Origin of the sequence: Paenibacillus aurantiacus (assembly GCF_042431225.1) — a bacterium.
In the GTDB taxonomy this organism is placed as follows: domain Bacteria; phylum Bacillota; class Bacilli; order Paenibacillales; family Paenibacillaceae; genus Paenibacillus_Z; species Paenibacillus_Z aurantiacus.
The window spans coordinates 301,728-326,583 of sequence record NZ_JBHMDO010000033.1 but is presented as its reverse complement, the minus strand read 5'-3'; the positions used below and the strand labels follow the sequence as shown (position 1 = coordinate 326,583).

At 53.5% G+C, this 24,856-nt stretch carries 24 protein-coding genes and 1 pseudogene; 21 read left to right on the top strand and 4 right to left on the bottom strand.

Annotated elements, in window-relative coordinates; all coding sequences use genetic code 11:
• The first annotated feature begins 41 nt into the window (after positions 1-41).
• The 4 genes from ACFFSY_RS20400 (at position 42) to ACFFSY_RS20385 (ending at position 4,525) form a co-directional block, all read left to right on the top strand.
• Positions 42-797 (top strand): MBL fold metallo-hydrolase, encoded by a 756-nt coding sequence (locus ACFFSY_RS20400; RefSeq protein ID WP_377497458.1) that lies wholly within the window; start codon positions 42-44, stop codon positions 795-797.
• Positions 778-1,362, top strand: coding sequence for a TetR/AcrR family transcriptional regulator (locus tag ACFFSY_RS20395; RefSeq protein ID WP_377497456.1), 585 nt, complete (start codon positions 778-780; stop codon positions 1,360-1,362). The genes ACFFSY_RS20400 and ACFFSY_RS20395 overlap by 20 nt, the downstream gene beginning before the upstream one ends.
• Positions 1,363-1,519: 157 nt before the next feature.
• A complete protein-coding gene (locus ACFFSY_RS20390; RefSeq protein WP_377497853.1) occupies positions 1,520-3,151 on the top strand; it encodes a glycoside hydrolase family 13 protein in 1,632 nt (543 codons plus the stop codon).
• 105 nt (positions 3,152-3,256) lie between these two features.
• The gene (locus tag ACFFSY_RS20385) at positions 3,257-4,525 is read left to right on the top strand and encodes an FAD-binding protein (RefSeq protein ID WP_377497454.1); all 1,269 of its coding nucleotides are present in this window, start codon (positions 3,257-3,259) and stop codon (positions 4,523-4,525) included.
• Positions 4,526-4,752: 227 nt separating this feature from the next.
• On the opposite strand, the gene ACFFSY_RS20380 is transcribed toward ACFFSY_RS20385, so the two are convergent.
• On the bottom strand, positions 4,753-5,637 hold the full coding sequence (locus tag ACFFSY_RS20380; RefSeq protein WP_377497452.1) for an AraC family transcriptional regulator: 885 nt from the start codon (positions 5,635-5,637) through the stop codon (positions 4,753-4,755).
• 159 nt (positions 5,638-5,796) lie between these two features.
• Here ACFFSY_RS20380 and ACFFSY_RS20375 point away from each other — a divergent pair, with 159 nt between their 5' ends.
• Positions 5,797-7,983 carry a family 78 glycoside hydrolase catalytic domain gene (locus tag ACFFSY_RS20375; RefSeq protein WP_377497450.1) on the top strand — a complete coding sequence of 729 codons (2,187 nt, stop codon included), beginning with the start codon at positions 5,797-5,799 and terminating at the stop codon, positions 7,981-7,983.
• Between the two features lie 91 nt (positions 7,984-8,074).
• On the opposite strand, the gene ACFFSY_RS20370 is transcribed toward ACFFSY_RS20375, so the two are convergent.
• Entirely contained in the window at positions 8,075-8,443 is a 369-nt protein-coding gene (locus ACFFSY_RS20370) for a VOC family protein (RefSeq protein WP_377497448.1), read from the bottom strand.
• 393 nt (positions 8,444-8,836) lie between these two features.
• On the opposite strand from ACFFSY_RS20370, the gene ACFFSY_RS20365 reads away from it, so the two are divergent.
• The 3 genes from ACFFSY_RS20365 to ACFFSY_RS20355 all read left to right on the top strand — a co-directional run bounded on the left by ACFFSY_RS20365 (position 8,837) and on the right by ACFFSY_RS20355 (position 10,655).
• Positions 8,837-9,142, top strand: coding sequence for a hypothetical protein (locus tag ACFFSY_RS20365; RefSeq protein WP_377497446.1), 306 nt, complete (start codon positions 8,837-8,839; stop codon positions 9,140-9,142).
• A 498-nt stretch (positions 9,143-9,640) separates the two neighbouring features.
• Positions 9,641-9,814 (top strand): hypothetical protein, encoded by a 174-nt coding sequence (locus ACFFSY_RS20360; protein WP_377497444.1) that lies wholly within the window; start codon positions 9,641-9,643, stop codon positions 9,812-9,814.
• Between the two features lie 175 nt (positions 9,815-9,989).
• Positions 9,990-10,655 (top strand): 3'-5' exonuclease, encoded by a 666-nt coding sequence (locus ACFFSY_RS20355; RefSeq protein WP_377497442.1) that lies wholly within the window; start codon positions 9,990-9,992, stop codon positions 10,653-10,655.
• 113 nt (positions 10,656-10,768) lie between these two features.
• Here the strand turns inward: ACFFSY_RS20355 and ACFFSY_RS20350 are convergent, their stop codons facing one another.
• Positions 10,769-12,130, bottom strand: coding sequence for a hypothetical protein (locus ACFFSY_RS20350; protein WP_377497440.1), 1,362 nt, complete (start codon positions 12,128-12,130; stop codon positions 10,769-10,771).
• Between the two features lie 322 nt (positions 12,131-12,452).
• Here ACFFSY_RS20350 and ACFFSY_RS20345 point away from each other — a divergent pair, with 322 nt between their 5' ends.
• The 3 genes from ACFFSY_RS20345 to yjfF are packed head-to-tail and all read left to right on the top strand — an operon-like array spanning position 12,453 to position 16,022.
• Positions 12,453-13,988, top strand: a complete 1,536-nt coding sequence (locus ACFFSY_RS20345) for a sugar ABC transporter ATP-binding protein (protein WP_377497438.1) — start codon at positions 12,453-12,455, stop codon at positions 13,986-13,988.
• Positions 13,960-14,970 (top strand): ABC transporter permease, encoded by a 1,011-nt coding sequence (locus tag ACFFSY_RS20340; RefSeq protein WP_377497436.1) that lies wholly within the window; start codon positions 13,960-13,962, stop codon positions 14,968-14,970. The genes ACFFSY_RS20345 and ACFFSY_RS20340 overlap by 29 nt, the downstream gene beginning before the upstream one ends.
• Positions 14,967-16,022: a galactofuranose ABC transporter, permease protein YjfF gene (yjfF, locus tag ACFFSY_RS20335; protein WP_377497434.1), complete on the top strand. Its 1,056-nt coding sequence runs from the start codon at positions 14,967-14,969 to the stop codon at positions 16,020-16,022. Before ACFFSY_RS20340 ends, yjfF begins: the two co-directional genes overlap by 4 nt.
• 191 nt (positions 16,023-16,213) lie before the next feature.
• Here yjfF and ACFFSY_RS20330 read toward each other — a convergent pair whose 3' ends face one another.
• Positions 16,214-17,821, bottom strand: a complete 1,608-nt coding sequence (locus tag ACFFSY_RS20330) for a copper amine oxidase N-terminal domain-containing protein (RefSeq protein WP_377497432.1) — start codon at positions 17,819-17,821, stop codon at positions 16,214-16,216.
• Between the two features lie 155 nt (positions 17,822-17,976).
• Here ACFFSY_RS20330 and ACFFSY_RS20325 point away from each other — a divergent pair, with 155 nt between their 5' ends.
• The 10 genes and pseudogenes from ACFFSY_RS20325 to ACFFSY_RS20280 all read left to right on the top strand — a co-directional run bounded on the left by ACFFSY_RS20325 (position 17,977) and on the right by ACFFSY_RS20280 (position 24,817).
• The gene (locus ACFFSY_RS20325) at positions 17,977-18,567 is read left to right on the top strand and encodes an RNA polymerase sigma factor (protein ID WP_377497430.1); all 591 of its coding nucleotides are present in this window, start codon (positions 17,977-17,979) and stop codon (positions 18,565-18,567) included.
• The gene (locus ACFFSY_RS20320) at positions 18,551-19,387 is read left to right on the top strand and encodes an anti-sigma factor (RefSeq protein WP_377497428.1); all 837 of its coding nucleotides are present in this window, start codon (positions 18,551-18,553) and stop codon (positions 19,385-19,387) included. The genes ACFFSY_RS20325 and ACFFSY_RS20320 overlap by 17 nt, the downstream gene beginning before the upstream one ends.
• Before the next feature lie 275 nt (positions 19,388-19,662).
• The gene (locus ACFFSY_RS20315; protein ID WP_377497426.1) at positions 19,663-20,832 is read left to right on the top strand and encodes a DUF4317 domain-containing protein; all 1,170 of its coding nucleotides are present in this window, start codon (positions 19,663-19,665) and stop codon (positions 20,830-20,832) included.
• 90 nt (positions 20,833-20,922) lie between these two features.
• Positions 20,923-21,135: pseudogene (locus ACFFSY_RS20310) on the top strand (pectinesterase family protein); the annotation flags it as partial.
• Positions 21,136-21,188: 53 nt separating this feature from the next.
• Positions 21,189-21,638, top strand: coding sequence for a cohesin domain-containing protein (locus ACFFSY_RS20305; RefSeq protein WP_377497425.1), 450 nt, complete (start codon positions 21,189-21,191; stop codon positions 21,636-21,638).
• Positions 21,635-22,042 (top strand): dockerin type I domain-containing protein, encoded by a 408-nt coding sequence (locus tag ACFFSY_RS20300; RefSeq protein ID WP_377497851.1) that lies wholly within the window; start codon positions 21,635-21,637, stop codon positions 22,040-22,042. The genes ACFFSY_RS20305 and ACFFSY_RS20300 overlap by 4 nt, the downstream gene beginning before the upstream one ends.
• Positions 22,043-22,552: 510 nt before the next feature.
• Positions 22,553-22,912 carry a hypothetical protein gene (locus ACFFSY_RS20295; protein WP_377497423.1) on the top strand — a complete coding sequence of 120 codons (360 nt, stop codon included), beginning with the start codon at positions 22,553-22,555 and terminating at the stop codon, positions 22,910-22,912.
• A 68-nt stretch (positions 22,913-22,980) separates the two neighbouring features.
• Complete coding sequence (locus ACFFSY_RS20290) at positions 22,981-23,409, top strand: Imm26 family immunity protein (protein ID WP_377497421.1); 429 nt, start codon at positions 22,981-22,983, stop codon at positions 23,407-23,409.
• A gap of 55 nt (positions 23,410-23,464) precedes the next feature.
• Complete coding sequence (locus ACFFSY_RS20285; protein WP_377497418.1) at positions 23,465-23,926, top strand: hypothetical protein; 462 nt, start codon at positions 23,465-23,467, stop codon at positions 23,924-23,926.
• Positions 23,927-23,968: 42 nt separating this feature from the next.
• Positions 23,969-24,817 (top strand): hypothetical protein, encoded by an 849-nt coding sequence (locus ACFFSY_RS20280; protein WP_377497417.1) that lies wholly within the window; start codon positions 23,969-23,971, stop codon positions 24,815-24,817.
• Positions 24,818-24,856: the final 39 nt, after the last annotated feature.

Here is a 24,856-nt window from a genome sequence, read left to right as displayed (position 1 = left end):
AAAACTAATCACATTAGTTTTCGAATGAAGGAGCGATCTCCATGCGAATTTTGAAACGACAAACGGTATACCAGCTGACTTTTATGCCGCGGTTCTTCCCTGTTAATGCCTATCTCGTCGAAGAAGAAGACGGCCTGACCGTCGTCGATGCCGCGCTGTCTTACAGCGTGAAGGGTATCCTTCAAGCGGCGGACCGTATCGGCAAGCCGATTACGCGGATCGCTTTGACACATGCGCACGGCGACCATATTGGCGCGCTCGATGCGCTCAAGGCCGCGCTGCCGCAGGTGCCCGTCTATATCTCGGCTCGCGATGCCAGGCTTCTCGCCGGCGACCGGTCGCTGGACGAGAACGAGCCGAGCACGCCGATTCGCGGCGGCGTACCCAAGCCTAGCACCATCAAGACGAAGCCGGACGTGCTGCTGCAGGACGGCGACCGAGTCGGCTCCTTGGTTGCTGTATCAGCGCCAGGTCACACCCCTGGACATATGGCGTTCCTCGATACGCGCAGCCGGGCGCTGCTCGCAGGAGACGCGATGCAGACGCGCGGTGGCTTGGCGATATCCGGTCAACTGCGTCCCTTGTTCCCATTCCCGGCGATGGCAACCTGGAATAAGGACGTGTCACTGGCAACCGCGCGCCAATTGAACGCGCTTCAGCCATCGCTGCTCTGCGTCGGTCATGGTTCGATGATGGATAATCCGCAGACTGCGATTGCCGGCGCGATCGAATCGGCCGATCGTAAAGGGCGTGCCGCCGCGGGAAGGAGCAAGCACGATGCCGCGAATCGGCCTTGATTTGCCAACCGTCATCCGGGCCGCTACCGAACTCGCCGACGCGCACGGGTTGGAAGCCTTGACGTTGGCCACGTTAGCGCAGAAGCTGCAGATTCGTTCTCCTTCGCTCTACAATCACGTGAACGGATTGCCGGATTTGCGGCGCCATCTTACAATAGCCGGCTTGACGCTGATGTCGGAGCTATTCGGCAAAGCGCTGGCTGACCAATCCGGCGATGAAGCCATTCGGGCTTTCAGCCATGCGTATCTGTCGTTTGCCCGGGCGCATCCTGGCCTCTATGAAGCGGTGCAGCGTGCGGTCGAACCGGGCGACAACGTATTGGAAGAAGCAGCCGGGAAAGTGGTCGATCTGGCCGTGAATGTGATGGAAGCGTATGGGCTTCGCGGAGAAGCCGCCATTCACGCCGTGCGGGGGCTGCGCAGCCTGCTGCACGGATTCGCCTCGCTGGAGAAGCAGGGCGGATTCGGGATGCCGCTCGACTTAGACGTCACGTTTCGTCTGCTTATCGATACGTTCCTGGAGGGGATGAAGGTGATGCAAACCAAAGGGGATATGATGCTATAGCTTTGAAGAGCGAAAGCATGCCAGACCAGACGATGAATGCCGCTCGAAATTGGATGCCGCCGACGATGCAAGTTCTCGCTGAACCTTGTATAGTTAGGGAGTAGCATATTTACATATGCATGCTTGCGACTAGAGAGACACAAGGAGATTTTGGATGATGGAGAACAAGAAGTGGTGGAAAGAAATCGTTGTGTATCAAATTTATCCGCGCAGCTTTCAAGATAGCAACGGCGACGGCATCGGCGATCTGAAGGGTATTCTGGCAAGGCTGGATTATTTGGAGAAGCTCGGGATCGGCGCGATCTGGCTGTCCCCGGTGTGCAAATCCCCGCAGGACGACAATGGCTACGATATCTCGGATTATCAGGACATCGACCCGATGTTCGGCACGCTGGACGACATGGACGCGCTAATTCAAGAAGCGGCCAAGCGCAGTATCAAAATCATTATGGATTTGGTCTTGAATCATACTTCGGACGAACATCCATGGTTCGTTGAGGCGAAGAAAGGGAAGGACAATCCGTACTACGACTATTATGTGTGGCGCGATGGCGTTCCGGGCACGCCGCCGAATGAACTTGGCAGCATCTTCGGCGGGTCGGCGTGGGAGTATGTGCCAGAGCTTGGTCAATATTACTTGCATCTGTTCTCGGTCAAGCAGCCGGATCTCAACTGGGCGAATCCGAAAGTCCGGGAAGAGATCTACGCCATGATCAATTGGTGGATCGACCGCGGCGTCGGCGGATTCCGTCTGGACGTCATCGATCTAATCGCCAAGGAGCCGGACCGAATGATTACCGCGAACGGACCGAAGCTGCATGACTACATCCAGGAGCTCAGCCGGCGCACCTTCCAGCGGGCAGACCTGCTCACGGTCGGCGAGACGTGGGGCGCTACGCCGGAGATCGCGAAGCTGTTCAGCAATCCGGACGGCTCCGAGTTCTCGATGGTGTTCCAATTCGAGCATATCGGGCTGGACGAGCAGCCGGGCAAGAGCAAGTGGGATTTGGCCGCGCTGGACTTCATGAAGCTGAAAGAAGTGCTCTCCAAGTGGCAGACGGAGCTGAAGGGCGACGCGTGGAACAGCTTGTTCTGGAATAACCACGATCTGCCGCGAATCGTCTCCCGTTGGGGGAATGACGGCGAGTACCGGGTAGAGTCGGCGAAGATGCTCGCGACTTTGCTGCATGGCATGCAGGGCACGCCGTATATTTACCAAGGCGAAGAGCTTGGGATGACGAACGTCCAATACCCGATCGAAGACTATCGGGATATTGAGCTGCTCAATCTGCATAAGGAGCGGACGGATCAAGGCTATCCGGATGCGGACATCATGGCCTCGATCTATGCCAAAGGCCGCGACAACGCGCGCACGCCGATGCAGTGGGAGGCGACGGCGGAGGCGGGATTCACGACCGGCACGCCATGGATTCGCGTTAATCCGAACTATGTCGATATCAATGCCGAGCAGGCGCTTCGCGATGAAGACTCGATTTTCTACTATTACCAGAAGCTGATTCAGCTTCGCAAAGAGCACGAATCGATCATCTACGGGGACTATGAGCTGCTGTTCCCGGAGGATCGCCAACTATTCGCCTACACGCGCTCGCTCGAAGGGGTGAAGATTCTCGTCTTGTGTAATTTCTACGGCGAGCACGTACCGCTCGCGCTTCCCGACTCGCTATCAGGGGAGAAGGAATTGCTAATTGCGAACTACAACGACGAATTGCCGTTGCATTCGCTTCGCCCCTATGAGTCGAGAATGTACCGGTTGAGCAGCGTGAAGTAAAATGTACAGCAGTTGATCAGCAGTTGATTTGCGGTTCATGCGGAGCTGGGCCGGATTATCCGGCCTGGCTTGACCAACTCTCAGATGCGAAGGAGTGCATACCTGATGGAAGACAAAATGAACTGGGCCGGGAATTACCGTTACGGCTCATCGGAGCTGCTTGAACCGGAGAGTCTGGAAGAGGTACGCGATATCGCCAAGCGCAGCAGTAAGATTCGCGTACTCGGCTCGCGCCATTCCTTTAATGGTATCGCCGACACTGGCGGCAGCCAGATCTCGCTTCGCCAACTAAATCGGGTCATCGAGCTCGATCGCGACCGGCGTACGGTTACCGTCGAAGGCGGCATCCGGTATGGCGAGCTATGCCGCTACTTGGACGAGCAAGGCTTCGCGCTGCACAATCTGGCTTCGCTGCCGCACATTAGCGTGGCCGGCGCAGTCGCGACGGCGACGCACGGATCAGGCGACCGGAACGCGGGATTGGCTGATGCGGTCCGCGCCTTGGAGCTGGTGAAGACGGACGGCGAGATTGCGGTGCTTGAGCGCGGGATTGATCGCGACTTCGAGGGAGCGGTCGTCGGACTCGGCGGGCTAGGTATCGTGACGAAGCTTACGCTTGACGTAGTGCCCGCCTTCCAGGTGAGTCAGACCGTGTATGATCAGCTGCCGCTGTCCGCGTTGGATGGAGGCTTGGACGATATTTTCTCGGCCGCCTACAGCGTGAGCTTGTTCACGGACTGGAGAAGCCCTGCTTTCAATCAAGTCTGGGTCAAGCAGAAGGTAACGGGCGAGGGAGACGATGCCGCGGCGCTAACTGCGTCCGACTTCTTCGGGGCTTCGCAGGCTCCGGCCAAACGGCATCCGGTACCCGGCCAGTCCGCGGTCAACTGCAGCGAGCAGTCGGGCATTCCAGGTCCATGGTACGAGCGGCTCCCGCATTTCCGCATGGACTTTACGCCGAGCGCTGGCGAGGAGCTGCAAAGCGAATATTTCGTGCCGAGACGGCATGCGCTTGAGGCGCTGCAGGCGCTGAGCGGATTGCGCGAGCGAATCGCGCCGCTGCTCTTCATCTCCGAAGTCCGCACGATTGCCGCCGACGCCTTCTGGATGAGCCCATGCTACGGGCAGGACAGCGTCGGTCTGCATTTTACGTGGAAGCCGGATTGGGAGCGTGTACGCCAAGTGCTCCCGCTTATCGAACGGGAGCTTGCGCCGTTCGGCGCTCGCCCGCACTGGGGGAAGCTGTTCACCATGGAGCCGGGGAAGGTGCAGGCGCTATATGAGCGGCTGCCGGATTTCCGTCAGCTCCTGCTTCGGTACGACCCGACAGGCAAGCTGCGCAACGAATTCATGCATACATACATCATGCCGTAATGTCGGGTAGACCGAGGCTTCGGGGATTCTAGTAGTTGGATGTCAATTGAACTTATAAGATGAAAGCCGCGTAACTGCGGCTTTTTTTATTTGGCCGATCGAGGGCGGGTTCGATCGCCGAGGCTGATTGATTTCGATTCGACCCGGCTGACGCCGAGGGAATCTGCTCGCTAGCGTCTCACATATCGGTCCCGAACGTTGCATGTCTATAGCCTAAAGCATATTACCTATTCCCGACAGCGCATCCGATACTGCCTTGGCGTCATTTTCATATAGTGCTTGAACAGTTTGTGATAATGGCTCAAGTCATGGATGCCTACGTTCTCCGAGATGGCGACGATGTTGTCCTCGGTCTCGCGAAGCGGCTTGAGCGAGGCGTGAATGCGAAGCTCGTTCCGGTACTCGGTGAACGTTCTTCCCGTCTCCTGTTTGAACTTGCTCGTAAAGGTCGTCTGGCTCATCCCGCACATTCGGCATACGTGATCCAAGCTGATCGGCTGTTCGTAGTTCTGCGCGAGAAATTCGCACAGCTGCTGGATAGCCTTGGATTCGTTGCTGTGGAAGACGGGCTCGATGAAGCGGCTCTCGTAACAGCGGCTGAGATAGACGAGCATCTCGATGAGCAGCGCCTTGATGGAGATTTGATAGCCCAGCGACTTGGAGGTAAATTCTTGATGAAGCCGTTCAATGCGCTGCTTGACCGCGTAACCTTCAACTGGCGACAGCTTGAGATGCGAACTGAAGTCCACGTTCTGTCGAAGAAAGGGCTCCAGATAGAAGAAATCGATGAAGGAGTTGACCGAAGCCAGCGTCTTGAGCTCGGCGATCAGCAGCGAAGGGAGAAACATGACATTGTATACGTCCAAGGGTGAATCCCCGATGACGCGATAATCATGTTCGATACCCGGAGGGATGACGAAGAAGTCGCCTTTCGATATCGGGAAAGAACGGCCTTTATACAAATGTTCGCCGTTACCGTCCGCGACGTACACCAATTCGATAAAATCGTGGCTATGCGGCCGCAGCGCCCGGGTAGGCAAGGTCAGGAATGGCAGTACGGCGAACGGGAAAGCTTCGCTCTCCAGATAATGCTCCTTGGCATAGATGATCATTCGCACACCTCCGGTCCATCGTTCATGTTCATCATTGTAAAAGCACAGAGCGAAGGCGTCAATTCGCCCCTATAATCCGGTAATAAGCCCACGTTTTGCGAGCATGGCTGGTGTATGATAACGGCAATCTCTCCTTGCGGCGAAAGGATCGTGCTCTTCATGGACAAGAAATGGATGGCGAAATGGATTACGGATCGGCGCTTCTACGGCTTGAAGCCGATCGATGTGTATCATAAGGAAAACGAACAGGGGAGAGCGCATGAGCATAAGGCAGCGCTTCACAACCACCATATGCTCGTCCGAAAATCGTTCGTACTTCCCGAACCGCCAAGCAATGCCTATATGGACATTACGGCTGACGACTATTACAAGCTTTACATCAATGGTGAATATGTCGGCCAAGGTCCTGCGCAAGGGAACCACTATCATTATTATTACAACCGCTTCGACGTCGGGGCATATCTTCGGCAAGGCGAGAACGTCATCGCGGTCCATGTGTATTACCACGGCCTCATCAGTCGTTCTTATAACAGCGGCGATTACCGGCAGGGGCTAATCGCGGAGCTCGTCTCTGAAGATGGCTGTATTGTGCAGACGGATCGAACGTGGACCAATGCGATAGCCCGCGAGTACGGCGCTTCGCCTATCATTGGGTACGACACGCAATTCCAAGAACATATCGACGGCCGGTTGATCGAGAAAGGGTGGAGGCTGGCCGGGTTTGACGATACGGCTTGGCTGCCCTGTTGGGAGCACCTGGCGGATGATCATCGGTTGTTCCGGCAGCCGACGCCGAATCTCTCCGTGTACACGGTCAAGCCGCAACGCGTGCTGGCGATTGAAGGCGGGTATTTGCTCGATTTCGGAAGCGAGCTGACCGGTCAATTCACAATGCGCGCTAAAGGCCGGACGGGGTTGAAGGTGGAAATCCGCTGCGCGGAAGAGCAGCTGCCGAGCGGCAGGGCTCGCTACGAGATGAGGTGCAACTGCACCTATTCGGATACGTGGACGCTTTCGGGAGAAGAGGACGAGCTGGAGTTTTTTGATTACAAAGCTTTTCGTTACGTCGAGGTGCTAGCAAACGCGGATGTGGAGCTCCATACAGAGAGCTTCGCGGCCATTGTGCGCCACTACCCCTTTGATGAAGAAGCGTGCCATCTCGAATCGTCCAATCCCCTCCTGAATGCAATCTGGTCGATCTGCAAGAATGGGGTGAAATACGGCACGCAAGAAAATTATGTGGATTGCCCCTCGCGAGAGAAGGGTCAATACTTGGGCGACAACACGATTATTACGCACGCGCATGCCTATCTAACCGGGGATATGCGCATGTTCCGAAAATCGCTGGAGGACTTCGCGCTGCTCTCCGCAAGGGTATGCCCCGGATTGATGGCCGTTGCGCCAGGGCACTACATGCAGGAGATTGCCGATTTCTCGCTGCAGTGGCCGATCCAGCTGCTGCGCTATTACCGGTTCAGCGGCGATCGCGAATTTCTTGATCGCATGTATCCGATCGCGGAGCAGCTGATGATGTATTTCCAATGTTATGAAGGACCGGACGGGCTGCTGCATGCCGTCAACGACAAGTGGAATTTGGTGGATTGGCCGGACAATCTGCGAGACGGATACGACTTTGCGTTGGAGAATGGACATATGCAGGGCTGCCATAACGTCATCAATGCCTATTATTATGGCGCGCAGCAAGCGGTTCAGGATATCCGGCAAGCGCTTGAGCTGCCGCTATCCGCAGATGATCCGGCGAGCCGCTTTCGCACCGCCTTTATGCGGAGATTTTACGATTCCGAGCGGAAATTGTTCGTCGATGCGGAAGACTCCTCGCACGCTTCACTTCATGCGAATGTGTTGCCGCTGCTGTTCGGTCTGGCGCCGGCTAAGGCAGTCCCGTCGATCGTCCGGCTGATCCGCGACAAGCGGTTGAGCTGCGGCGTATACATGGCGTATTTCGTGCTCCAAGCGTTGGCGGTCGCCGAAGAACACGCGCTTATCTATGAGCTGATCACGTCGGATGACTTGCATGCCTGGGGCACGATGGTCCGCGAAGGCGCGACGACGTGCTTTGAAGCATGGTCCAAGGATCTCAAATGGAATACGAGCTTATGCCATCCGTGGGCCAGCGCGCCGATCCCCGTCGTAATCGAAGAGGTATTCGGAATTAAACCAGCTGCACCGGGGTGGACGAAAGTCCATTTCTCTCCGAAGATGCCCGACACGCTGCAGGAGGTTGAATTCCGCTTCCGCATGCCAATCGGAGAGTTCCGCTTCTCGTATCGGGATGGGCGTGCCGAACTGCGCGTACCTGACGGGGTGCAGGTGACGCCATCCTAAGCTCCGGCGAGCGAAGGTTGAAGGCGGCAGCGGTGGATGAATACGTTCATCTACCGCTGCCGCTGCTGCATCATGACCTAATATACCAATTTCAAATACCCTGATTTAGCTCGATCAAGTTCCCGGCTGGATCTCGGAAGTAGGCTACGCGGTGACCCCATTCCGGTGTATCATGCGGCTCCTTCTCGAATGCAACCCCGCTGCTCCTTAGTCGCTCGTAAGCCGCATCGACATTCTCTACGGTGAAAATAAGCACAACCCGGTCATGATCTGCGCTCGTTTGCTGAACGATCTCGCCATCCTTTAAAGGTTCGAACGCAAGGCTGATGTCACCGGTCTGAAATTCTGCATATGGCGTCGTGGGATCACCATGTCGTACTTGGAGTCCGATAATGTCGCGGTAGAACGAAAAGCAGGCGGGGACATGGGGAACTAATAGACGTACGTGTGCCATCTTCATCGTAATTCCTCCTTTATGAGCGGATTGCTTCCCTAGCGTAACATACAAAAGCAGCAGGGGTTTCTCCTCGATTGCGGATCGCTTGCGGCATCAATTCAGCGGTACTCTATCCAAGTGTGCGCTGTTTTTTCGCGTCCGTTGATCAACGCTAACACCTACCGCCGCGTCCAACAATCCCCGGTTAAAGCAGCGTCCGTACCTATTTCTCCTTCGTACGCGTTTAGCACGGATAGCCGTCCTGGGGACGCCAGCCGTTCCCAAAGCGTTTTTTTGGAGGAGGATAGACGGGGCATGCGCAACAAAGCGGCAATTACGCGCGTATAATCGTTTGTCCCAGATCCAGATTATGTAAGTTGGAATTGAGGGTTACGACGGGAAGGAGGGCATGATCGTATGCGTACCATGGCGACGGCGTTTGCTTTTATTTTCATCATGCTTGGAATTGTTCTACGGTTCGTCGCGCATCTGGCGGAAGAGGCGGTCCCCAAGCTCGGTTTTGCGGCGTTCCAATCTGCGGCTGCAGGCTCTTATAGTCCCGACATGTATGCGATGGACTTAAGCGGATGCTATGGGCTAGGGGCTGCCAGCATCTGGATCGGAATCCTTGTGCTGCTGCTCGCTTGGCAGGACCTAATCCGGTTGTTCGCGAAGCACGTATTGGAAGAGTCGAAGAAACGCGGCCAAATAGGCGGGGAATGAAGACGATCCATCGGGGCAGATAGGCTTGGGTTAGCGTGATGCAGTCCCGGCGTCAGGAAGGCGTTAACAACTAGATCATCGTGGCGAAGAGCGGCAGCGTGTCGATCGTGAGCGTGAACGTACAGCAACTTAGAAATTGTATGCATAAGAACGTTGCGTCTCGGGAATGATTTACTTGCAAGCTTGCGCTTAACCAAGAGGAGGACGGCTATCTTTCGGTAGCCGTCTTATTTTTTTTGCGGCCGATTAGGGAGGACAGGGCTCCTTGCGAATCATTAGTTGATCTATACGAACAAATGTTCTATAGTTAGGATACAGCGCTAAGCAAGATTGTATTCATCGTAGAGAGGGAAGAGAGGATCTCATAAATCGACAATACCTCTGTTTGCCGCCTCTATAATGCGACAAACATTTAAACATGCAGGGAGTTATAATAGAAGCCAGTTCTTTCGAATCGAACACTCCTGATTATTAAGTATAGTGGGAGGAATGTTGAACATGGACAAGCAATTCATTACGAAGCTGCAGACGCTTGATCGCCAAAATGAAGGAAGGTCAAAACTTCTAATTGAGGGCGTCAAGAGCACGCTCAAGCACAAAAAAGAAATGGGTCCAATAGGCAGGTTACTGTCAAAGCGAAAGAAATCGGTTGTCGCTAAAGGATGGGACTAAGACGAATATGCAGCGTAACGAGGGCTTCAGCCGCGTTACGCTGCTTTTTTTGCTCGTTGAGCGCTCTGATGTGGGAGTATAACCGAGGGGATTCAACATTCACTAGAGAACTAAATGTCAAGGTAGAAGCCTATGATATTACTCAAGATCAGCGTTGGGCGAATAGGAGGAGGCCATGGATATCCGCTTCTTGGACGAAGAAACCTACGAAGTGAGAGGGATCGCCGTCGATGGACTAACCGAGACCCATTTTTGCGTATTTGATTTGGAAGGAACCGGGATCAATTTCAACACCGAGCATATTACGCAAATCGGTGCGGTAACCCTGACGAGCGAGTTGGAAGCCGAACGATCGTTTTCGACTTTGGTGTATTCGCCGAAAGCGGTTCCTCCATTTATCTCTGCAATGACGGGGATAAACGACGAGCTATTGCGGAATGCCCCTTCCTTTCAGGAAGCTTATCAACAATTCGAGGCATTCTCGGCGAACACCGTTTTGGTGACCCAGGCGGGCTACGAATATGATGTTCCACTATTGAGGAACCATTGCCGCCAATACGGGACACCGATGCTTACGAATCCAATTTTAGACATTAAGGCGTTGTTTGTCTGCATCCATCCCGAGATCACGAATATCATCTCGACCGATTTTTTGATCCGTTATTATGATTTGCCTCATCGCGATCTGCAGCGTCATGATGCCTCCGGGGATTGCATGTTGATCGCGAGAATTTTCAAGGCGATCATGCAGGAATACCGGGACCGTGAAATCGATGCTATCGATTGGAGAGAGGGAATAACCGTCAGACGTTTTCAGATTCCGGGCATGGTATTGACCTAGGGCAGGACCAGTATAAGCCGGCGCAAGCCGGCTTTTTGGCGCGAATGGCGGGTTTGGCATATCGCGGCTGTTTATGCTTGCCGAACCAAGAGGCAGGCGTCACAACACCTCATCTAAATTTCTTGTTCTTTTTTGGCTTGTTTGATCAATTGATCCAACAGGTCGGCATTGACTAGAATTTCCCTTTCATTTATGTTCTTGGCCTCGATATCGATCAAGGCCAAATATCCTTCAACATCCTTTAGTACTTCCATTGCAAAACTATTCTTCTTGTATTTTTTGTCCTTTAATTTGACCGTAATCTCCGAAACGAGCGCGACGAGTTTGGTTTGTCCGGTATTTAATCGTTCTGCAGCCATGGCCGCCTCGCGTTTCTTTACATATGCGGCCGCTTGCTGTTTCTCAAGTTCTTCTTGAATGGCGTACTCCTTTTCCCGCTGTTCCCGCTGCTCCCGATCCTTGCGACCCCATGCTTCCGCTTCAGCTTGAAATTTGCGGTAGGATTCCAATTGTTTCAATAGTCCGGTAACCAGAGACTGGCAAGTCAGGCAGGAAGGAACAATGTCATTGTCCCCATAAGACCTTTCCTCGCCTTGAGCATCATTGATTTTGACGTTTGGTTTGCCCTCCGGGGCAAATAAGATTTCCGACATGGCGACCGGCTGCTCTTTTGTCTCTTCGATTAAGTGCCAAATTAGCTTAGGCGCCGCGCATTTGCCTGCGACTGCGCCTACTTCCGGATGCTCTTGATGTTCATGATCCTGCTCTAGGTGGATATGGTTTGCGCTGTCTTTCACGGGTCTCGCACCAGGGGCGTTGTTCAGTTCGCCTTCTATTATTGCGGCAGCACTATCCTTCGGGATATTGGAGTTAATGACGATGCCGAACTTCGACACCGTTGATTTGAAGTCTGCCGGCGGGGAGCCAGAGCAAGTAATATAGACTTTATTGCTTGAGGTAATGAGAACGCCGATCATGTACCCTTCTACCCAATCTTTCTTTTTGGCCGCTGTATTACGTTCGCCATTTTCCAGTTTTGGTGCTTTGAGCACTTCTCTATGCTCTTCCAATGCTTGATGCAGCGCGGCTACGATTTCTTTGGCAGTATTGCGGCTTTGATCGGTTTCAGGGATGGAATACGGATTGTTCGACTCATCGCCTTCCTTGAGCGGATATCTCACCATTTGCACAGGTTTGGAAGGGCTAGTGCTTGGTAAGACCGCCGGCGTGCATAAATCAGAAGTACAGGCGGAGGCCGTTAAGCGTTGGATCGGCTGCATGCGAGGTAGTAAGAGTTGTTGTGCCGCGCGGTTTCCAACGGCCTTTTGGAGCTGAAGGACGCTCATTGCCGACGGATGGAGGGTAGGCCCTCCCGATGCGCTTCTCATCGCGGAGTTGTTCAGAATGTTAGGCGGACGTTGTTCCGATGTGCGAGAGAGGGTATCACGTCCTTGCGGAGTGAGTTCTATACTCATTGAATAGGGATCCTCCCCCAGAAAAAGATTGGTCAGCTTCGTGAAGATGGGTTGCTCGCTACCGTGGCTCGACCCGTACATGACGTTGTCATATTAGCTCAGATTATCAAATAATAGAAAAATGTGGAATGGTTCTATTTTAGGATAATTGTTCTCATCCTCCTGAGAGAATAGTTGGACACGAGGTATGACAGATCGAGCCGGCATAAGCGGGAACCGATCGTGAATGACCGAATAGTTAACAAAATAGCCTGTAATTCTAAATACTTGCTTCGGCGTCCTTTCTACAATGAAGAGGACGACAATTTGCGAGGTGAGTAAGATGGACACGGGTCAACTATTAAGGGCTCAGGGAATCAGCAAGTCCTTCCCGGGCGTCCAGGCGCTGTCAGACGTGGATTTTGTGCTGCGCAAGGGGGAAATACACGCGCTCATGGGGGAGAACGGAGCGGGGAAGTCGACGCTCATCAAGGTGTTGACCGGTGTGTACGAGAAGGAGTCGGGCATAGCTTGGATGAACAAGCAGGAGATCCATCCCCGCTCGCCGCAGCATGCGCAGCGGCTTGGGATTAGCACCGTCTATCAGGAGGTGAACCTTTGTCCGAACTTGACGGTGGCGGAGAACATTTTCATCGGCCGCTACCCGCGCAAGCGGATGCTGATTGACTGGGAGTCGATGAACCGCCGAAGCAAGGAGCTCATGGCCAGGCTCGATATGCATATCGACGTGAAGCAGCCGTTGTCCCATTATTCGGTCGCGGTGCAGCAGATGGTGGCGATCGCGCGTGCGGTTGATTTGTCGAAAGGCGTGCTCATTCTGGACGAACCGACGTCCAGTCTTGATACGAACGAGGTCAAGCAGCTATTCGCGGTCATGCGCAAGCTGCGGGACGAAGGGCTCGGCATTATTTTCGTGACGCACTTCCTGGATCAGGTGTATGAGATTACGGACCGGATCACGGTGCTGCGCAACGGCAGGCTGATCGGGGAATTCGAGACGCAGAAACTGCCTCGGACGCAGCTCGTCTCCCATATGATCGGCCGGGAATGGAACCCTGCCGAAGCGGGCGGCCAGAAGGCGGAGCAACAAGGCGGCTTCGAGCCTTTCATGAAGGCGTCGGCGATCGCGAAGCGGGGAAGCATCGAGCCGATTGACCTGACGCTGCACAAGGGCGAGGTGCTCGGACTTGCGGGCCTGCTCGGTTCCGGCCGAACGGAAGTGGCCAAACTCATCTTCGGCATCGACAAGGCGGACGAGGGCGTATTCGTCATCGATAACGAGACGATGTCGGCGATGCATCCGGGCAAAGCGATTCGGAAGGGGTTCGGCTTCACGCCGGAAGACCGGAAGGTGGCCGGCATCATCGGGGAGCTGTCGATCCGCGAGAATATCGCGCTTGCGCTTCAGGCGAGACAAGGGATATTCAGGGCGATCCCGCTGCGGAAGCAGAAGGAGCTGGCGGATTATTACATCGAGCTGCTTCGTATCAAGACGCCGGGCAGCGAGCAGCGCATCGAGAATTTGAGCGGCGGCAACCAGCAGAAGGTCATTCTGGCCAGGTGGCTGGCGACCAAACCGCGGCTGTTGATTCTGGACGAACCGACGCGCGGCATCGACGTCGGATCCAAGCTCGAGATTCGCAAGCTCATTCTGGACTTGGCGAAGACGGGCATCTCCGTCTTGTTCATCTCGGCCGAGCTCGAAGAGATGGTGCAGTGCTGCGACCGCGTCGTCGTGCTGCGCGACAAATGTCCGATCGGCGAGTTGAGCGGATCCGACATGACCGAGGATCGGATCATGCATATGATCGCGGAAGGAGGCGGCGGACATGGCCAATCTGGCGGAATCGGCGCGTAGCTGGATGCGCAGCCCGATCAGCCGGCCGCTGCTGGCGATGGCGCTTCTATTCCTCATCCTGGCGGCGATCACGCCAAGCTTCTACCGCATCGAGCTCCATGACGGGCACTTGTACGGCAATCTGATCGATATCTTGAAGAACGGCGCGCCGCTCATCATTATCGCGCTCGGCATGACGCTCGTCATCGCGGTGGAGGGCATCGACATCTCCGTTGGCTCTGTGCTGGCCATCTCCGGCGCAGCGGGAATCTACTTGCTGGATGGTTATCCGCTGTGGATCGCGCTGCTGGCCGCGCTCGCGGTCGGCGTGCTGTGCGGCATGTGGAACGGCATGCTCGTCGCTTTCCTGCAGATCCAACCGATGGTTGCCACGCTGATCCTGCTAACGATCGGCCGGGGCATCGCCCAGCTCATTACGAGCGGGCAAATCCTGTCTACCTCCGTGACGTCGTACACGTACTTGGGCAAAGGGTACTTACTCGGACTGCCGTTCCCGATCTTCATCGCGGCAGGCATCTTCGCGCTGCTCTATCTGTTCAAAACCAAAACCGCCTTCGGCCTGTTCCTCGAAGCGGCCGGCGGCAGCAAAACGGCGAGTCTCTACGCGGGCATCAAGCCCCGCATGATCCTGATGATCGCCTACACGATTGTAGGCGCGTGCGCGGCTATCGGCGGCATTATCGTCAGCGCCAACTTGGGCAGCGCCGATTCGAATAATGCCGGCCTGTGGATCGAGCTCGACGCGATTCTCGCCGTCGTGATCGGCGGCACTTCGATGCGGGGCGGGCGCTTCTATCTAGGCGGTACGGTCGTCGGCGCATTGTTCATCCAGACGCTGACGACGGCGATCTACGCGCTCGGTATTCCGCCGCAGAGCATCCTGCTCGTGAAGGCGGTCGTCGTCATTCTGGTCTGTCTGCTGCAATCGGACGTGTTCCGCGCCAAGATGACGTTCGCGAGGAAGAAGGTGGCGGTCAAATGAAAGGGCTTGCCGGTCGCATCAGCCATAACAACATTATTATTCTCGCCACGCTGCTGCTGTTGGCGCTGCTCTACGGCGCCGGATCGCTGCAATATACGGGATTTTTCTCCGTGCAGGTGTTCTTGAACTTGTTTATCGACAACGCCTATCTCATCATCGTCGCCACAGGTATGGCGTTCGTCATTATCTCGGGAGGCATCGATCTGTCCGTCGCCTCGGTCGTCGCCTTGGTCAGCATGGTGTCGGGCGCGCTGCTCAATCAGGGGGCGAACGCCTTCGTCGTCATCGCCGCATCGCTGCTCATCGGTACGATTCTCGGCATCGGCCACGGCTATTTGATCGCCAAATTCAAGCTCCATCCGTGGATTGTGACGCTGGCCGGCATGTTCCTGGCGAGAGGGATCAGTTACCTCATCAGCACCGAGAGCATCGTCATCAGCGATCCGTTCTTCAATCGGGTGTCCCAGTACAAAATCCGCTTGTTCGGCGATGGTTTCATCTCGATCAGCGTCGTCATCGCGCTGCTGGTAGTGGTAATTGCGATCGTGGCGGCGAAGTATACGGCGTTCGGCAGAGCGGTCTACGCGCTAGGCGGGAGCGAGAAATCTTCAAGCCTCATGGGGCTCCCGGTCGAGCGAACGCTCGTCAAGGTGTATGCGCTCAGCGGCTTCATGTCCGCGCTCGGCGGCGTCGTGTTCACGTTCTACACGCTGTCCGGCTATTCGCTTCACCTGCTCGGCATGGAGATGGATGCGATCGCGGCCTGCGTGATCGGGGGCATACTGCTCACGGGCGGCTTCGGTTACTTGATCGGACCGATGCTCGGGGTGTTGTGCACGGGCATTATTCAGACGCTGATCATGTTCCAGGGCACGCTCAGCTCGTGGTGGACGAAGATCGCCATCGGCTTCCTGTTGTTCCTCTTCATGGCGTTCCAGCGGCTCATCGTCATGCAGAAGGATAAGGGGAGTACGGGGAAGTCGAGGCGGTCTCTATCGCCAAGACGCCGTAATCAGCCGCCGAAGAACATGAACAAGGCGAATCATTCGTAGATGCAAATAGGTGCGTGGGCACGGGCGCTGGTAAGTTCGTCCCTGCGGCGGACGCGACTCGCGCGCAAGCCGCTCAAGCGATCTATAGCCTGCTGCAAGCGAAGACGAAGCCAACGATCGAATAATGCGAAGCCCGCCGGATCTCATGGTCCGGCGGGCTTTTTGCCATCCTGTGATTGTCAAGCTTGTGATTAATGATGATTTGAGCTCGCTTCCATCGCCATGGCTTTAGTCAGCGTGATCGACCAATCCGTCGTGTTGTAGCGGACGTCCCAACCGAACAGCGCCGCGATGAAGCGGACCGGCACTTGGGTGCGGTTATCCTTCATGATGATCGGGTCACCGATCTCGATTCGTTGGCCATTCATCTCCATGAAATCGGCGCCCAGCCAGAATTCGGCTTTGTTCTCGCCGGCAATGATCCAGACGGAGTCGTCCGAAGCATCCCAGACGACCTTCGCGCCGATGCCTTCGGCAAGATAACGAAGCGGGATATAGGTCGTGCCTTGGTTGACGAACGGCATCGTGTCCATGGTGGTTTTGCTGCCGTCAATAGTCAATAGGTTCGACTTCACCTGGAACCAAACTTTTTGTACGGATGGAACCGATGATGTGTTGGCCGTATGGAATTGCTCCGGGAATTGCGCCGCGATGCCTGCCGCAAGGGCCGCTCCCGTAGGGAACATATGGCTGTACGCTGTGCGGACATCGGCATAAGCCTTCGCGTAATCCTTGGCGACATATGCGTTGAAGGCGTCGAGCAAATGACCGATGTGCATCTTGAGGCCTTCGGCCAGCGTTTGCTCGCTTAGGCTTGGAATGGCGCCGGCGAAGAACTTCGCTTGTTCCATCCGGTATTGCTCAAGCTGATGAACCGCTTTGGCCGCGGCTGCTTCATCTTTGGCAGCCATTGCTTTGACATAATCGACGAAATAACCGATGTGCGACGACCAGATCGTCTTGAAGGCTTCGCCGGCTTCTTTGCCGTACATGGAGGCAACGGCCGCCGTGATGTCGTCGGTATTGCGGTTAAGCGATGCGGCGATGTCGGCGAAATCCGCTTTGCCGTCGATTCCCTTTTGCATCGCGAAGACGGCCAGCAGGGCATGTTCGCCAAGCTTCTGTTCCAGTGCGGAACGAAGGTCGGAGGCGGGGTTCGTGGACGACGCATCCGAATATTGGCTCGGAAATTGCTTCGCAATGCCTGCCGCCAGCGCATCGCCGGTCGCGAACATATGCGTGTACGCGGTCTGAGCATCCTTGTAAGCCGCCGTATAATTTTTGTTAGCGTAGTTGTTGAATGCGGACAAAAGGTGATCGATGTGATGTTTCAATTCGCTGGCGATGATGCTCTCGTCGAAGTAGGGATTGGCGTCGGCGAAAAACTTCGCCTGCTCCATCCGGTATGCCTCCAGATCCGCAATCGCCTTTTTCGTTCCGGCTTCATCTTTGGCGGCCGTCGCCTTCACATAGTCGACGAAATAACCGATATGCGAGCTCCAGATCGTCTTGAATGCCGCTGCGCCGTCTTTACCGTAAACGGAAGCGATGGCGACCGTCAGGTCGTCCGTATTTTGATTCAGCGCATTGGCAGCCTTTCTAAAGTCGGGCGCGCCGTCGATCCCTTTTTGCATGGCGACGACGGCGAGAATCGCATGCTCGCCCAGCAGGCGGCCCAATGCTGACCGAAGGTCCGGGGAAGGGCCGGTCGTGCTGACCGTATGCGCGTTGGCCATTGTCGGCACCAACAACAGCAGGGTCAACAGAAGCGTCGATAGTTTCGCGCGTATTCCTTTCATGTACCAATTCCTCCTTAAGATAGTGGGCTCAAAGCCGTTCATAAAATGGTTCGTATGTTTTGCGCAGTCGGATCACCGGTTTACGAGATTTTTTTTGGACTCTCCTCGAAGATGCGGCATCGGATTATAATAGGTAAAACGAGAGGGGGCTTCTGGTGGACAACCCAATTGATGAAGTCCAGATCATGCGGCGGATCGCCGAGCGCGACTCCAAGGCGCTTGAATGGCTGTATGATCGCTATGAACAAGCTGTCTATTCCTTCGCTTATCGCTTCGTCGGCGACGCCATGCTGGCGGAGGAAATCGTGCAGGAATTGTTTATGCGGATATGGAATCACGCCAAGCCGTTTGATCCATCGCAAGGCAAACTGTCGACGTGGATCTTCGCGATCACGCGCAATATTGCGATCGATCAGCTGCGGCGGAAGCAGAATCGGACGGCCAAGCAGACCGAGGATACGGAGCTATTCGCCGCCATTCCCGACGAGCGCATGAACCCGGAAGAAGAAGCTTCGAAGAATTTGATGGCCGAAATCGTGAAGGATGCGGTCAAGGAGCTGAACGAAGAGCAGCGGAATGTGCTGGATTGGATTTATTTTCAAGGGCTGACGCATCAAGAGATTTCGGCGGGGAAGGGCATACCGCTTGGCACGGTGAAGAGCCGGCTGCGGTTAGCCTTGAAGCAATTAAGAACGCGGCTTGGCGGTTCGGAAAGGAGGGAAACACCGCATGACATACATCGATAAGGACCCATGCGAGCTTCTAGAGCTATATGTGATGGGCGGACTCGCAGACGAGGAGAGGGAAGCGTTCGAGCTTCATCTGAACAGCTGCGAATCTTGCCGCGCCAGCCGGTTAGCCTTGATGGAAGTGATCGATCTGCTGCCTTTGTCCGTCGAGGAGCAGCCAGTGCCCGCAGGCATGAAGCGTCGTGTGTTAAGTCATGTGCTGGGAAGCGAGGCTGGGAAAGCGCAGCCGACCGAAGGACGAACGGAGGACGAGGCTGCTTATAAGGCTAACGCCGTGTCCGTGCCTACAGTTCGAGAGCGCAGCGGCAGCGAGGACATGGATGAGCTTGGGCGGAAGTTGAAATCCCGCAACCGGCAAATTCGGTGGCTCGCGGCAGGATTCGCGGCAGCCGTCATCCTGTTTGTCGCCTACGCTGGCTCTCAGCTCGCAACCATTGCGGATTTACGTGGTGAACTGGCTGATCAGCATGATGCCTCGAGCCCGCAGATGAGGGTCGAGCAAGCCGTTCAACTGGCTCCGGCGGCGGCGGATATTGTCGCTCAAGGATTGGCGACGATCGTAATTGATCAGAAGGGCACTCATCTGGTCGTGCAGGCGGAGAACTTACCGGAGCTACAGGGGACGGAAGCTTACCAGGTATGGTTGATCAAAGAAGACGCCAAGGTAAGCGCAGGCACGTTCTTGTCGGAACAAGGTCATGGCGCGATGTACTATACATTTAAACCGCAAGATTACGATACGATTGCAATAACGCTGGAACCGGACGCGCTCGGGACGCAACCAAGGGGCCAAATCGTTTTGGCCGCGCCGCTCTAAGCTTGAGATTGCCTATTTGATCAAGGTGCCCCATTGTCGTCGTGGATGACGTTGGGGCACTTTATTGTAATTCGCGGCCGGAGCGTCTCAAGGGAATGATCGTGCCGAACCCGTTCGAGCTTGACGACTCCACCGCGAGAAGCGTTCTATATGGCAGCACCTTTCTGTGCTTGCCTCCACACAGCGGTGCGCCCGTTCTTTTTACTTACACTTCGCCAGCTCCATCGTTTATACTGGTAAAGCCATATCACATAATAGGAGCTGTCTGACGGACCATGATCAAAAAAGAAATCGCGCACATTCGCAAGCAGTTCAAGCTGGATCACGATTTGCTCAATAATTACGACATTCTGAACGTGTACATTATGAAAGATAGCAGCGAGATCTATCATTGGGAGCGCCAGCCTTTCGCGCTGGTGGATAGAGAGAAGCAGGAGTTACATATGGGCAACTTCAAGAAGCTGTTGTCCGGCGAGCTGGGCCAGAAGCTGTTCGAGCTGAAGTTCCACGAGAACGTGGAAGAGGGCGAGCCGACGATGGTGCTTCTCCATCAAGCGCTCATTACTGGCGATCCGGACGAGTGGCAGGACTTGATGCTTCATCTTGTGGAGAAGATGATCAAGGACCGCAAATATGAGAAGGACATGGTCGTCACCTTCATACGCGGACAATACTTCCGTCCAACCAAGTCCCGGAACGATGCAGCCGAGGAGACCGGCAAGGATGAGATGTTCGCGCATCCGTTCATCCTGTGCAGCGTGAATTCCACCGAGTCGCAGCGGAAGACGCTGATGTTCGATTATGTCGAGCGACAGTTCAAGTACAACGTCTTCGTCGATCCGATCATCAAATTGAGCACGCCGGAGCAAGGATTCTTCTATCCGAGCGTGACGGACGGCTATTCCGACGTGAACCGCGTGCTGTATTGCTCGGGCAAAGCCAATGAGCCGAATTCGCATTTCGTCGAGCAGGTGCTCAACGCCGAGCCGACGGTGACGGCGCTGGAAGAGCGGACTATTTTCGAAGATATCGTAAAGGAAGTGGCCGGCGAGACGCTCGATTCGAGCACGATCGCTTACGTGTACGAGGAGATCAACCGGGTCGTCGAATCGCACGACACGGAGGAGCCGCCGACGCTTGATTTCAAAGACGTGGAGCGGCTGCTGATGGCAAGCGGCGTGGAAGATGTGACGACGGAGAAGGTGGAGCAAGCGTTCCAGACGGTTGTCGACGACCGGAATTACGAGATCAAAGCGAGCAGCGTCGTGCCGAAGTTCACGTCCAAATCGATCAAGATCGATACGAAGATCGCGACGATCACGGTAAGCCCGCAGGACTTGAAGTATGTGAAGCAGGTGAATTTTCAAGGCAGACGTTGCCTGTTGATCGAAGTGGACGAGGATGTCGCGATCGAAGGGTTCACGTTGGCCACGGAGAACTTGTAGAGGCTCGGCGGATAGGCGAGGAAGCGAGCTGGACAGGCCGGACAAACGGCGGCTTCATCACCATCGAACGACAGGTTATAGGGAAGCAGGCTGCTCTATGGAGAGCGGCCTTTTTCTATTGCAGGCTGTCCGGACAGCGTCGCTTGCGGCGCGCCGGAAGGCTGGAACAATTGGAGCAATCCGAACAACGAGAAGACCGCGCGCTACGGCGAGTTTACCAGCTATGGGCCTGGGGCTGATCCGAAGAGCAGGTTGAAATGGACGAAGCAGCTGACGACGGAAGAAGCGGCTGCATACAGCGTAGAGGGAATCCTTGCGAGAAGCGACCAGTGGAAACACGCAGCAGGAGTATGGGTATGCGAAGGAGGGCAAGCAACAACACGCCTTCGATTCAAGTGCAAGGACCATCGTCTGTCACGGCTGGCGGGGCGGCGTTCGACCTGGCGTACGGGATGGCTGCCGTTGAAGAAGACATCCTGGCGCAGGATATTCGCTTGACCTTCGATGCGGATCAGCTCGAATTCGTAGATTTCAATTCGGCAGACGAGTCGAAGTTCGTCGTCGTCGATCACGCCGTAAAGCAACCCGGTCAACTGCGCATTCTCGGCGTGCATGTAGGCAAAGGGCAGACGAATCCGAACGGCACGCTGCTCAAGCTGACGTTCAAGGCGAGAGCGAGCGCCACACAGGGCAATCAGACGATTGCGTTCGCGCTGACCACGGCGAACGGCGAAGGCGTGGAGTCCCGGCTTCCGAGCCAATCATTCATGGTCCGCATATCGGCCGTCTCGGATAAGCGGCGCTGAACGCGTTAATCGTCAGCGCGCAGCAAGCGCATGACGCCGCCGTAGAAGGCAGCCGGGTCGGCCAATATCCTGCCGGGGCGAAGGCGAAGCTGCAAGCGGCAATCAACGAAGCGAAGACCGTGGCTGCGAACGACGCCGCGACCAGTGCGCAGGTGGAGCAGGCGATCCAGACGTTGGATGCGGCATTGAAAGTCTTCCAAACCTCTGTCATCACGACCGTGCCGGGCGACAAAAACAACGACGGCAGTTTGACGATCGGCGACTTGGCGCTGATGGCGAAGTCGTACGGTAAAACAAGTGCGGACACGCAGTGGGAGACAATGAAGCAGCACGATTTGAACGCGGACGGGAAGATTGACATTGTGGATTTGACGATCATGGCGCGGCAGATTTTGAGTTGGTAGTGGAATAGGGCGTGCGGCTGTTGCTGTAGTTTTTGAGTGAGTGGAACCCTCTGTCTGGTTGGAGACAGGGGGGGGGTGTGTTTTGTATGGCTTAAATATGAGACAAAAGGAAATAAAAGGAATAGATAGCTTCGTGCAGGATGTATTAAAGGAAGGCCAGAAACACACGGATGGACAATTTGCGTGTAGAACGGGATTTCAATGAAAAGGAGCAGCTCGATGTGCAGCCAAGGTTATCGAGTAGTTAGAGGGGAGGGTGTTTATGTGCACACCTTCGGGGGAGAATCCTGGTCAACTCCACAATGTCCGAATTGTGGCACGAACGTACACCTACTTTTCGATTTTGATCTCCAGGATGAAAAGTTATCCTCTCTACGGACAGGCCAACTCGATCGCATCCCACTTGTGTCTTGTCTCAATTGTTCTTCCTATTGGTCCAATCAAGTTTTTCGAATGGATTCAGAAACGAAGTCAGTCGCGCTTCTAAAGCAAGTTGATGAGGAGAAATGGGTGGCTGAACCGGAAGATCGATTACCCTATCCATTGCCGTGTGTTGCTATGGTTTTGGAGAATATGCATGAAGTCGACGTTCCTGCTACTGAAGATGAAATGGATCGTGCATTCGCAGCATTCGGTTCAGCGTACGTCTGTCGATTAATGGACATTCCACTATTCCCAAATGGAGGTATTCACAAGAAATGCTCACATTGTGAAGAGGTGATGCATTATGTCGCTACAGTTTGCAGTGAGGATTACGACATTGAGGGACTTATCCAAGAAGGCTTTTCATTCATTTTCGGTGAGGCATTCCTTTACTTCTTCATCTGTCGATCGTGCTGTACGATTGAAACAGAGATGCAAAGTACTTAAACAGGATACAGCTGGTCTGATAACAAGTAGAGACAACCGATTTAACGCAGCGGTAAAGGAGTAAGTAAATGGCTGTTAAACGCAAACGAATTAAGCTTGGAGATGTCTATGCAATCCCATTACCAGATGGACAGTTTGCATTCGGCAGAAGATTTAAGGATGCTGGGATTGCTATTTATCATCACAGAGGTAAATCTATGGAGGATTTGCCTTCGGGTGAAAACTACCAATTCTTCGTCGGTGTATATGATGATGTCCTAAAGTCTGGCCAATGGCCTGTTGTAGATCACCGTCACTTTACTCACGAAGAAGAAGCATGGCCGCCACCGAAATGTATAATGGATAACTTAAATGGTGAATGTTCCATCTATTACAAAGGTGAAATTCGAGCGTCCACTCAAACGGAGTGCGAAGGTCTTGAAATCGCAGCTGTGTGGGATGTAGAACATATCGTAGACAGAATTATGGGCGATGATAAGTGGCAAAAAACGCTGTAGCCACTGGGAAAACAGGATGACTAAGCTAGAAAAATAATAATACATAGGAGATTCTATGGAGATTATTACAAGCAGTTTGTTTAGCGAACCTAATATCTATTTTTCGATAAGCCACAAAGTGGATCTCAAAATCAGGGGAATACTAAATGAAAACCTAAAATCAAAGTTGGAGCAGATTACTGAAAGAGAGATCAAGTACCTTAACTTGATGGTTTCCACCAATTGTTCAACTGTAAAAACAGAAGTGAAGGGTCCAGATTTAAACAGAAGAGAACAGATACTAAACTGGGGCATTTGGTTACCCTATAAAGCAATCGTAGAAAGTTCTGATCAAAAAGGTCGATATATTAGCTATTATTTTGATGCTCTCGTTTCACTGTTTGGTCAGTATGAAATTCCTGAGGAAATGATTCGAGTGTTGCAAAATGAGGTTGAAACAGAAGTTCTGAATAATCCTGAATACGACTACATGGAAGAATCCATTGATCTCGATCTATCTGAGCTGAAATTCGATTAATTATCTTGCTTGCTCTACCTTTAATAGTAGGAGGATCGTTCAGTGGCGATTATTCAGAAAGATGGATTTAAATTTATGGATGGACTTAACAGCGAGTATATTGTACTAGAAGGAGATCGAATTCAAGAATATGTGAATTATATCAATACGAATAACACAGCTTCAATTGCAATAAATGATTCATTCTACGATAAAACAACGCTTGATTTTCTGAAGGATTGCGGGGATGTGAAAAAAGTAAATATTATTAGTTCCAATATCGAGGATTATTCCGGACTGAACAGTTTGGTTAATCTGCAAGTTCTCTTTTTAGGGGACCCAATAACAAAAGTGGACGTATCAAAATTCTCGAATCTAGAAGCTTTGTATGTAGATATAAACAAGAATGTAATTGGTATTGAGAATTGCAAATCTTTGAAAATCCTCAATATGTGGAAGTACAAGCCGAAAAGCAAGGATCTAACATTGCTATCAGATTTAATAAACTTAGAACAACTGGAGATTTTTCAATCCACAATAACCAGTTTAAAGGGCATTCGTGCGTTCTCCAAAATATCGAAGTTAGGTTTGTATTATTGCAGCAAACTTGAATCTGTGAATCAATTAAATTGGGAAAACGGGAGTCACCTTATAGAATTGTCCATAGAGTCTTGCAAAAATATACAGGATGCAGATCAACTTCATAATCTGAATAAACTCGAAAAATTAACTTTTACAGATAATGGTCAGATCCCATCCATTCAATTCATTAAGAACCTCCCTCAACTAAAGCACTTTGTCTTTATGGGGACAACAGTTAATGATGGCATTCTAAACTATTGTCAGGGATTGGATTATGTAGCTTTCACTGATAAAAAACACTACACCCAAAAGATGAAAGATTTCAATTAGCTATTACCTTGTGGGCAAATGCATTTACCTCTTCATAAT

Bases quoted from the DNA above. Each gene is read 5' to 3' on its own strand.
- ACFFSY_RS20340 (WP_377497436.1), top strand. From the start codon at position 13,960: ATGGCCAATCTGGCGGAATCGGCGCGTAGCTGGATGCGCAGCCCGATC.
- ACFFSY_RS20330 (WP_377497432.1), bottom strand. From the start codon at position 17,821: ATGAAAGGAATACGCGCGAAACTATCGACGCTTCTGTTGACCCTGCTG.
- ACFFSY_RS20285 (WP_377497418.1), top strand. From the start codon at position 23,465: ATGGAGATTATTACAAGCAGTTTGTTTAGCGAACCTAATATCTATTTT.
- ACFFSY_RS20385 (WP_377497454.1), top strand. From the start codon at position 3,257: ATGGAAGACAAAATGAACTGGGCCGGGAATTACCGTTACGGCTCATCG.
- ACFFSY_RS20390 (WP_377497853.1), top strand. From the start codon at position 1,520: ATGGAGAACAAGAAGTGGTGGAAAGAAATCGTTGTGTATCAAATTTAT.
- ACFFSY_RS20380 (WP_377497452.1), bottom strand. From the start codon at position 5,637: ATGATCATCTATGCCAAGGAGCATTATCTGGAGAGCGAAGCTTTCCCG.
- ACFFSY_RS20355 (WP_377497442.1), top strand. From the start codon at position 9,990: ATGGATATCCGCTTCTTGGACGAAGAAACCTACGAAGTGAGAGGGATC.
- ACFFSY_RS20290 (WP_377497421.1), top strand. From the start codon at position 22,981: ATGGCTGTTAAACGCAAACGAATTAAGCTTGGAGATGTCTATGCAATC.
- ACFFSY_RS20370 (WP_377497448.1), bottom strand. From the start codon at position 8,443: ATGAAGATGGCACACGTACGTCTATTAGTTCCCCATGTCCCCGCCTGC.
- ACFFSY_RS20345 (WP_377497438.1), top strand. From the start codon at position 12,453: ATGGACACGGGTCAACTATTAAGGGCTCAGGGAATCAGCAAGTCCTTC.
- ACFFSY_RS20350 (WP_377497440.1), bottom strand. From the start codon at position 12,130: ATGAGTATAGAACTCACTCCGCAAGGACGTGATACCCTCTCTCGCACA.
- ACFFSY_RS20305 (WP_377497425.1), top strand. From the start codon at position 21,189: ATGCGAAGGAGGGCAAGCAACAACACGCCTTCGATTCAAGTGCAAGGA.
- ACFFSY_RS20315 (WP_377497426.1), top strand. From the start codon at position 19,663: ATGATCAAAAAAGAAATCGCGCACATTCGCAAGCAGTTCAAGCTGGAT.
- ACFFSY_RS20360 (WP_377497444.1), top strand. From the start codon at position 9,641: ATGGACAAGCAATTCATTACGAAGCTGCAGACGCTTGATCGCCAAAAT.
- yjfF (WP_377497434.1), top strand. From the start codon at position 14,967: ATGAAAGGGCTTGCCGGTCGCATCAGCCATAACAACATTATTATTCTC.
- ACFFSY_RS20365 (WP_377497446.1), top strand. From the start codon at position 8,837: ATGCGTACCATGGCGACGGCGTTTGCTTTTATTTTCATCATGCTTGGA.
- ACFFSY_RS20320 (WP_377497428.1), top strand. From the start codon at position 18,551: ATGACATACATCGATAAGGACCCATGCGAGCTTCTAGAGCTATATGTG.
- ACFFSY_RS20400 (WP_377497458.1), top strand. From the start codon at position 42: ATGCGAATTTTGAAACGACAAACGGTATACCAGCTGACTTTTATGCCG.
- ACFFSY_RS20395 (WP_377497456.1), top strand. From the start codon at position 778: ATGCCGCGAATCGGCCTTGATTTGCCAACCGTCATCCGGGCCGCTACC.
- ACFFSY_RS20375 (WP_377497450.1), top strand. From the start codon at position 5,797: ATGGACAAGAAATGGATGGCGAAATGGATTACGGATCGGCGCTTCTAC.